Below are 8,836 nucleotides of genomic sequence, written 5' to 3' on the forward strand. Positions count from 1 at the left end.
GTTGATCGCAGGGTGCTGGCCACCAGAAATAGAATGCGGACATCCGCCAACTTCTCGCATACTGTACGTTCCGGTGCCCGCAATGGACGCCGGAACGTAGTGTTATATGTGGAATTCACGACGCCGAAGGAACCAACTCAAATTGGTTTCATCGTTTCAAAGGCCGTTGGGAACGCTGTGACGCGCAATCTCGTTAAAAGGAGACTGCGAGAAATAGCTGTCACTACTGTTCGTCTTTTTCCAGAAGGTGTGAACCTCGTGGTTCGGGCATTGCCCGCAGCCACGAACGCCTCATGGGACGAGCTTGTTGATGACTATCAACGTGCATTTGCAAGGGCTGCCCGTTTGGGACAAAAGCCGCCAGTGATACGCCATCATGACGACCCGAAAGCACTAGCAGACGGGGAAAAGCGAGTTGAAGGAGATGATGTCCGTGACCCGAGCCAGGCTTAGGGGTCGGACAGACAGCTGGCCGGCCGAGGTTGCCTCTTTCGTGTGGCACCTTCCGCGCAATCTACTGATACTTGTACTGAAGTTATACCGGCGTTTCATCTCACCCAGCTATGGGCAGGTGTGCCGGTTTTTTCCGTCATGTTCCGCATATGCTCTGGAGGCCGTGACCGTCCATGGAGCCCTTAAGGGTAGTTGGTATGCCGCCCAGCGGATCGTACGGTGCCATCCATGGAATGCCGGCGGTCTTGATCCGGTACCCAGCCCGGCGCACGTCAACTGGGATGATCCTTCCAAGGTCCCCTTCATTGTCCAACTGAATCACCCGGATTTTTTTCTGGCTGCTCAGGCGGAGACACAAAGCCGCCCGGCGGCTTGAGGAGAATAGAAAAGAAATATGGATTTCCTCCAGACGATTCTGACGCCCTTCGAGTGGCTCGTGTCTATGATCATGGTCTTGTTCCATGACGGACTGACTGCCATTGGGTTGCCGGCCGCCTCAGGTGTTACGTGGACGCTGTCCATCATCGGACTTGTGCTGGTGATTCGGGGTGCGCTGATCCCGGTATTCGTCAAGCAAATCAAGGCACAGCGCGGTATGCAGGCGCTCCAGCCGGATATGAAGAAGCTTCAGGCGAAGTACAAGGGTAAGACAGACCAACTCTCGCGTCAGGCCATGGCACAAGAACAAATGGCCCTATACAAGGAACACGGCACTAACCCGTTCTCCGCTTGTCTTCCCATGCTGATTCAAATGCCATTCTTCTTCTCCCTCTTCAGGGTTCTCTCGGGTGTGGCGAAAGCAAACGCTGAAAGCAAGGGCATTGGTGGAATGAGCCACGAGCAGGTGGCGCAATTTGATCAGGCAAGTATTTTTGGAGCCCCTCTTTCCGCTGCATTCCTTCCCCAACTCCAGGGTGGCGATCTTTCTGTTGCGGTCGTGGTGCTCTCACTGATCATGATTATTGCCATGATTGCTTCGCAGTTCATCACTCAGAAGCAGATCATGACCAAGAACATGTCCGAAGAGGCCATGCAGGGTCCATTCATGAAGCAGCAGAAAATGATGCTTTATGTATTGCCGTTGGTCTTCGGCATCGGTGGTGTCAACTTTCCCATCGGAGTCTTGATTTACTGGACAACTACCAATATTTGGACAATGGGACAGCAGTTCTTTGTCATCCGTAGGATGCCCACACCCGGGTCACCCGCCTACAAGGAGTATCAGAAACGTCGCGAAGCCAAGGGCTTGCCGTTGTTGGGTGCTTCTAAGAAAAAGGTCGAAGAAGTGGTGGAAGAGATCCCGGAGCTTAAAGGCCAGCGCAGCCAGCCACAACGTAAGAACAGGAAGAAGAGATAATGCCTGCTGAAACAGAGATTGCCGTCGAAGACACTGTTGTTGAAGAGGGCGTGGTTGGTGTCAGTCGTGTCGAAGAAGAAGGCGACATTGCGGCGGATTACCTAGAGGAACTGCTCGACATTGCTGACATTGATGGTGACATCGATATTGAAGTCCGCAATGGACGCACCTACATTTCCATCGTCGCCGATGAGGAAACAGATGCATTGAAGACTTTAGTAGGTTCAGAAGGCGAAGTTCTGGATGCTCTTCAGGAACTGACGCGGCTGTGTGTGCTTTCGGCTACCGGCAATCGTTCGCGGCTGGTGTTGGATATCTCCGGGTACCGTGATCAGCGCAACGTGGAGCTTGTTGCCATTGCCAAGGGCGCCGCAGAGAAGATCGAGGGCGGTTCTACTGCTGTCGCTCTACCTGCCATGGGGGCTTACGAACGTAAAATTGTGCACGACGCCGTCGCCGAGCTCGGATTGGAATCCGAGTCCGAAGGAGAGGGTTCCAGCCGGCACATCGTAGTTACGGCTGCCCAGCAAGATTGAGCCTTAGCTAATACAACCGACTTTTTATTCATTATTTCCCGGTCCCGGTCACCTACCTATAGGTAAGTGGGCGGGACCTCTTGCAAGGAGCCTGCTGGCATGGAAGATCCAATCGCTGAAGAATTAGTTGCCGCTGAGCGGATCTTTGGTGATCGGGTGAATCTAGCCAAACGTTATGTTGAACATCTGGCCACTTCTGGAATTGAACGTGGACTTATTGGACCCCGCGAAGTTCCCAGATTATGGAGTCGTCATGTTCTTAATTGCGCGGTAGTAGAAGAGTTGATCCCGGAAGGGGTCAGAGTCGCTGACGTAGGAAGCGGTGCGGGACTGCCTGGGCTTTGCCTGGCAATCGCGCGAGCGGATCTACACCTGACCCTGATAGAGCCTTTGGAACGCCGGGTGATCTGGCTAGAAGAAGTGGTCATGGACCTTGGCCTGGAGAATGTGGAGATCATTCGTGCACGGGCTGAGGCTGTCATTGGCAAGGTGGAATGCAGTGTTGTGACGGCTCGTGCCGTGTCTGCGCTAAGTACCCTGGCTCCTTTGACGATACCGCTATTGGGTGGGCGCGGAGAGTTGCTGGCGATTAAGGGACGTAGTGCTGCTGAGGAGATTGTGAAAGCGGCGAAAATAATAAAGAAACTCGGCGGCGTGTCAACCGAGGTGTTGAATGCTGGTGTTACTGTCTTAGCTGAACCCACCACCGTGGTGCGCGTGAAAGTGGCACGTCGCTGATCACCGGAGGAACACCGGGAAAACGGTAGGCTAGTGAGTGGCAATCACAGCCAGATGAAAGAGAGTGTGTTCGCGTGACCAGCAGCGAAGCAGCTTCGCAACGGATCCCACCGTTCATGTCATTAGGGTCGGCTCGATCCGATACGACAACACAGGGGATTGCTTTGGATCAACACGTCGTAAATCAACCGAAATCAGTTGATCAAAAGCAGGATCCGAGTGTTTCACGTGAAACAGAATCATCTGGGTGGTCTGGCTTAGAGAATGACTTTGACGAAAGCAGTCCTATCGCAAGTCAGCTTGCGAACGAGACCAAGCGCCGGGAGAAATTGTTGGGCAGGAGACTGCCCCGCCCAACGAAAACACGGATTCTCACGGTGGCGAACCAGAAGGGTGGCGTTGGTAAGACTACGACCACCGTTAATATCGCGGCTGCACTTGCCTCCGCTGGACTGCACGTGTTGGTTATCGACATTGACCCCCAAGGAAACGCCTCGACCGCTCTTGGCGTCCCGCATCACGCGGAAATAGACAGTATCTATGATGTTCTCATCAATGATTTTCCGATGTCCGACGTGATTCAGGAGTGCCCGGACATTGATCATCTCTACTGTGCGCCAGCAACGATTCACCTTGCAGGTGCTGAGATCGAGCTCGTCTCGCTGGTAGCACGTGAGCAGCGGTTGCGCCGAGCAATTGATGAATATGTGAAGTTTCGCCAGAGCAATGGAGAAGAGCGTCTGGACTTTATTTTCATTGACTGCCCTCCGAGCCTGGGACTGCTGACAGTCAACGCGTTCTGTGCGGCCAATGAGGTGATGATCCCAATTCAGTGCGAGTACTACGCCTTAGAAGGACTGAGTCAACTGCTGAAGAATATAGAAATGATTCAGAAGCACCTCAACTCGGATTTGACGGTTTCGACCATTCTTTTGACCATGTACGACGGTCGGACAAATCTAGCAGCCCATGTAGCTGCAGACGTTCGTGAACATTTCCCCAAACAGGTCCTTCGTGCGCTGATTCCGCGCTCTGTGCGTATTTCTGAGGCTCCTAGTTATCAACAAACAGTTATGACTTATGATCCATCGTCCACCGGTGCGTTGTCATATCTAGAGGCCGCTGCGGAACTTGCCGAACGTTAGACTGCAGGTAGAAGTACAAATCGTCGTGTGCGAGATTTTTGCAAAGAAGTTCATCAGGCCGATAGCTAGTGTTGGCTCACTTAATGGAGGGGTATATCAATGACCGAAAAGCGTAGAGGCCTTGGCCGCGGTTTAGGTGCCTTGATTCCAAGCTCGTCAACTGATGAAGCGGGAGTGTCAGTGATGCCCACGCGCCCGGTGGATCTTTTTTTCCCGGAACCGCAGGGACGAAAAAGCCGATCTGCCGCGTCGGGAACATCCAAGCCAGCCATGGAAAGCACTCCAGACCTTGTGGAAGTTCCCGGCGCACGGTTTATGGAGCTGCCCGTTGGGGAGATCCATCCAAATCGAAAACAACCTAGGACCGTCTTTGACGAAGACGACATGGCGGAGTTGGTACATTCCGTCAAAGAAATCGGCGTTCTACAGCCCATTGTGGTTCGAAAGTCATCCGAGGAGGGTGATCAGCCGTATGAACTCGTTATGGGTGAACGACGTTGGCGAGCATCACAGGCTGCGGGACTTGAGACAATTCCCGTCATTGTTCGCGAGACGACAGACGACAACCTGCTCCGTGATGCGCTATTGGAGAATCTTCACCGTAGTCAGCTCAATCCTCTAGAGGAGGCTGCTGCATATCAGCAATTGCTTGAGGACTTCGGGACTACTCATGAACAGCTCGCGGACAAAATTGGTCGATCCCGTCCGCAGGTGTCGAATACCTTGCGGCTATTGAAGTTGCCTCCAGTGGTGCAACGGCGCGTGGCAGCAGGAGTGCTTTCTGCGGGCCACGCCAGGGCTTTACTGGCACTACCCGGACCAGATGCCATGGAACAGCTGGCCCAGAAGATTGTGGCGGAAGGTATGTCGGTACGGGCCACAGAGGAGGCTGTCCAGCTATATCAAGCGCCGGCCAATGCTCATAAGGCTCACTCGAGTAGACCTAATCCAAGGCACGAGCGACTCGATTTTTTGGCGAGTTCCTTGTCCGATCGTCTAGATACAAATGTAAAGATTTCTCTGGGTGCCAGGAAAGGCAAAGTCAGTATTGAGTTTGCCTCGGTCGAGGACCTGAATCGGATCATGGATGTTCTAGACTCTCGCTCCAATTAGTTCTACGACTTCGGATGCACTGCCGTGTTTCACGTGAAACACGGCAGTGCATTTCTGTTTTTGATTCCCCAGGAACGATCCTTAGAAATAGTTCTTCGACTACGTGGGCCACTGTTGGGGGAGCAATTGGTGTTATGACATGGAAATTTGGCAGCCTATGTAGTGGCACCTTGTTTCACGTGAATCGGTTAGAGCACGAATCCTCCGAGCTACTCTTAGTTGTGGAAGAGTCCGGGGAGCATCAACCAGGAAAGACGATGGGTTCGGCGGTACGCCCCTTTCATATGCGCTGCGTGCCGAGTTGGAATCGGCGCTGAATATCGGTACTGAGTATTGGATGTATTGGGAACGCAAACTAACGCCGCTGGGGGACAGCGCGTGCCGGGGTGGGAGCTACTGGCGCCAACGGTTCTAACTCTGCCTGAATGGGACCAATCTTTTCGCTCATGGAGTAGCTTCCGGTCTCGATCCAGATGGTGTCATGGATGATGCGGTCGATGATGGCGTCGGCGTGAACGCCGGAACCCACCCCTGGCGCGAGTCCTTCTGCTGCTACTGCGGGCAGCTTGCAATTGAGGTGGATTCGGAGCCGCGTTCCATGAGTTCCGGAAGCATGCGCAAGAAGTTGCAGCTGGGACGTTCGAGCAACCACTCATCTAAGACTAGCAACGTGTACGACGCATACTCTTCAAGAACTTAGAGGTAGCTTGTAGCTTGCCTTGAGCTTGGACCCATTCTTCCTGGAGGTCGGGGATGCGCATGTACTAGGTACGGATCCTGTTTCGGCAGGCCTGTTTCGTAAAGGCTCATCCCAGGTACGACCTGCCGGCACCTGTCATACCTTGGAAGACTAGGTTCTAATTCTGCTTGATGTAGGCGCAACTGCCAATGGGGGCGAGCGTGTTGAGGTTTAGTCCACGCTCTTGGAAAGTTGTTGCCGTACTAAGAGTTTCATCTTGGACCTCGACGGCTTGCAGCATGTCGTTGGCATTCACTTCACGTACTCTCTGTTTAGGCTCGATATCCAGTGAGCTCATCGGGCACCTCCAGCGTCGCAGTCCGTGCCGCGCACGTAGCCACCTTCGTTGTGGATAGGCTCAGGCAGTGCGCCGCGGTATTTGTCCTGTCCGGTTTCAGCAGCGGGCGCAGATGGGCGTAGCGAGGGGTAGGTATTTGGTGTTTTGAACACCACCAAATAGTGTGGTTCCGCACCACAATTCGTGCGAGAGAGTGCCAGGAGTGGTGCAGCTGGGAGCCCCTCGCACTTTACGTCAGGGATTACTCGCTGGTCAGTGCAGTGTGTTCCTTATGTTGTTGGTGCCAGTCTGGATCCAGGTCGTGTCTTGGGAGATGCGGTCCATGATTGCGTCGACTTGGTACCTAGGCCCAGGCGCTGGAGCCATTCCGTCTGCGAATACGGGATGGTGGACACAGTTGTCCTGTTGCCATGGCTTAGCGTTGCTTCATCAGTTCCTCTATTCAAGCAACTTGTTGCTCCGATGGAATGGTACCGCTGAGCACATATTAGTGAGTCAGGCGCAGCATGACTCCGGTGCACTCACTGGGCGACCTCCTGTATCCGAAGGGGCACTCTTGCGCGGCTATCCATGCTTCCTCGAGGTCGGGTACGAGGACGTCGTGGGCTCGGCTGCTGTGTTCGCAGGCAAGAGTGGCGATTTCACAACGCAGACAAGGTATCCCCGGGCCGGTGAATGCCTGTAAGGCAACGTTGGCCCGACGGGCGAAGAGGCAGTAGTGGCCGAGCTCGGATATCAGTCCATCAGGTGTCCAATGCATGGTGGAAGGGGTCTTTTAGGCAGCATTCGAGAACACCAATTTTGGTGCTCGACTAAGCCAGTTGCCCTACCGGGCAATGCCCCTCACTAACATCACACCTGGCGCCTAGCGAAGCCAGCCTCACTAGTCTATTGGTGACGACTCTTCTTGAAGTCCGCCAGCAAATACCAAGTAACGGCGGCTGGGCGGAGGCGGCAGTTTAGTGCACTACGCCTGATGCAGCAGCGTGCATCCCTTTAGGGTCCAGCCGCGGGGCTAAAAGTGAACGTCGAAAGTGGGGGGTAATGGCTACGCGATCTTTTAGGGGAGCGGTAAGCACTCTTGGAGGCATTGTTCGCGCAATTGGTACCGGAGGCTAGCCAGTGTCGCGTGGCAGGGTTCATTGAACGTTTGAGGGCTTGTGATGCAGCCGGCAACTGGAGAACTGCAAGCGACGACCGGCTTGCAGTGAACGGCGGGGTCCAGTTGGTGTTACGCGGCCTCGCGGGGTCTTACGTCTAGTGTCAGGGCCTGCGCAGTGACCAAGCGGGGTTATGCGGCACTACCCACGATAACGAGGAACGGTAGCGATGCATTTCGTACTTGGGCGGTGCGGGGCTCCCTATGGTCGGCGTCGTCAGTGACCTCTTGGCTTCTGTCAGTATTCAAACAGAGCACTGTGTCGAAGTGAATGGTGCAAAGTCCACTCGTGCCGTACATGCGCGATGTGGCGAACCAGCAGATCCAGGCAACATTGAGCGGCTGCCGCCGAGTGGGTGTTTCACGTGAAACCAGACATACACCATCTCCATGGCGTAGTTTTCCACCGGGATGTTTGGAACATAACATTGACTCAATATTCCTTCTATGGACTCCTCCGTCTCTGCGAAGACATTCGACGCGCCGTACGCTCGTATCATCCGTCGCAGAATGGGGACGCTGAGGAAGCCGCTGCTGCATCCGTGCTGACGATTGAACGGAGAGACTGCATCATCGCTCTCCGGGTCTCTGGCCAATGTCGAAGGCCGGAGGAGGGAGCCCCTATTACCGTTCCCGGTGGGCATACTCAATAGTATCCAAGTAGCCGCTAAAGAGGGCTGGTTCGAATCTGGCCTGACTATAAGCTCAAGACTGCAGAAACGACCCAGATCAGAGTCGTGGGGTAGGGGACGGGATAGTGAAAGATCCAGGGTCCAGGACTGGGGTCCAGGGCTAGGACTCCAGATTTCGTGGCCCAAGCTGCAGAGTCGGGCTCGGATTGACCCGTCCATGAAAAGCTAACCACAGTGCTCCTTAGCGGCACTGAAGAACCGCGGGCCCTCAATGTGGGTGTCAGCTCTGGCGCCGGGTCCCGACATCGCTGTCTGTTCTTACGAAGGAGATCTATGAATAAGAACGCGGCTTTTCTTAGACTGAGAGGATCACCGCACCGTCCCCATCTTTAGCTGCCACTAGCGAAAGCCTAAAAAATGGCTACTGGCTCCTCGACTGGCAGTGCCTGCCAAATTCTGGACAATCCACGATTCATGACTATCGTCAGGTAGTTCACGTATCGGTTGCAAAGGGGGTCAGTTTCACGTGAAACAATTACTTCTCAGATAAATCCGGAACTATTGTTCTCGGACACCATTACCGGGAAAAGCGTCGCACGAAAAGTGGACCTTACGATCAATCTGGGAGAAGCAGTTAAACAGTTGCGGGGCGGGCGTATTACGGCC

General features: G+C 54.2%; 9 protein-coding genes. 7 read left to right on the top strand and 2 right to left on the bottom strand.

The window, feature by feature from the left end; genetic code table 11:
- The first annotated feature begins 12 nt into the window (after positions 1–12).
- From rnpA to LOH53_RS05585, 7 genes are all read left to right on the top strand, one after another.
- Positions 13–453, top strand: coding sequence for a ribonuclease P protein component (rnpA, locus tag LOH53_RS05555; RefSeq protein WP_230066736.1), 441 nt, complete (start codon positions 13–15; stop codon positions 451–453).
- Positions 428–829 (top strand): membrane protein insertion efficiency factor YidD, encoded by a 402-nt coding sequence (gene yidD / locus LOH53_RS05560; RefSeq protein ID WP_230066737.1) that lies wholly within the window; start codon positions 428–430, stop codon positions 827–829. Before rnpA ends, yidD begins: the two co-directional genes overlap by 26 nt.
- Before the next feature lie 18 nt (positions 830–847).
- Entirely contained in the window at positions 848–1,810 is a 963-nt protein-coding gene (yidC, locus tag LOH53_RS05565; protein ID WP_230066738.1) for a membrane protein insertase YidC, read from the top strand.
- Positions 1,810–2,346, top strand: a complete 537-nt coding sequence (locus LOH53_RS05570) for a Jag family protein (RefSeq protein ID WP_230066739.1) — start codon at positions 1,810–1,812, stop codon at positions 2,344–2,346. The genes yidC and LOH53_RS05570 overlap by 1 nt, the downstream gene beginning before the upstream one ends.
- Before the next feature lie 99 nt (positions 2,347–2,445).
- Positions 2,446–3,084, top strand: a complete 639-nt coding sequence (rsmG, locus tag LOH53_RS05575) for a 16S rRNA (guanine(527)-N(7))-methyltransferase RsmG (protein WP_230066740.1) — start codon at positions 2,446–2,448, stop codon at positions 3,082–3,084.
- A 74-nt stretch (positions 3,085–3,158) separates the two neighbouring features.
- Positions 3,159–4,229, top strand: coding sequence for a ParA family protein (locus LOH53_RS05580; protein WP_326832744.1), 1,071 nt, complete (start codon positions 3,159–3,161; stop codon positions 4,227–4,229).
- Between the two features lie 99 nt (positions 4,230–4,328).
- Positions 4,329–5,342 (top strand): ParB/RepB/Spo0J family partition protein, encoded by a 1,014-nt coding sequence (locus tag LOH53_RS05585; protein WP_230066741.1) that lies wholly within the window; start codon positions 4,329–4,331, stop codon positions 5,340–5,342.
- Between the two features lie 355 nt (positions 5,343–5,697).
- Here LOH53_RS05585 and LOH53_RS05590 read toward each other — a convergent pair whose 3' ends face one another.
- Together LOH53_RS05590 and LOH53_RS05595 are read right to left on the bottom strand one after the other, a co-directional pair.
- Positions 5,698–5,994, bottom strand: a complete 297-nt coding sequence (locus LOH53_RS05590; protein ID WP_230066742.1) for a hypothetical protein — start codon at positions 5,992–5,994, stop codon at positions 5,698–5,700.
- Between the two features lie 205 nt (positions 5,995–6,199).
- The gene (locus LOH53_RS05595; protein WP_230066743.1) at positions 6,200–6,379 is read right to left on the bottom strand and encodes a hypothetical protein; all 180 of its coding nucleotides are present in this window, start codon (positions 6,377–6,379) and stop codon (positions 6,200–6,202) included.
- Positions 6,380–8,836: the final 2,457 nt, after the last annotated feature.

Source organism: Arthrobacter cryoconiti, assembly GCF_020905375.1.
GTDB lineage: Bacteria > Actinomycetota > Actinomycetes > Actinomycetales > Micrococcaceae > Specibacter > Specibacter cryoconiti.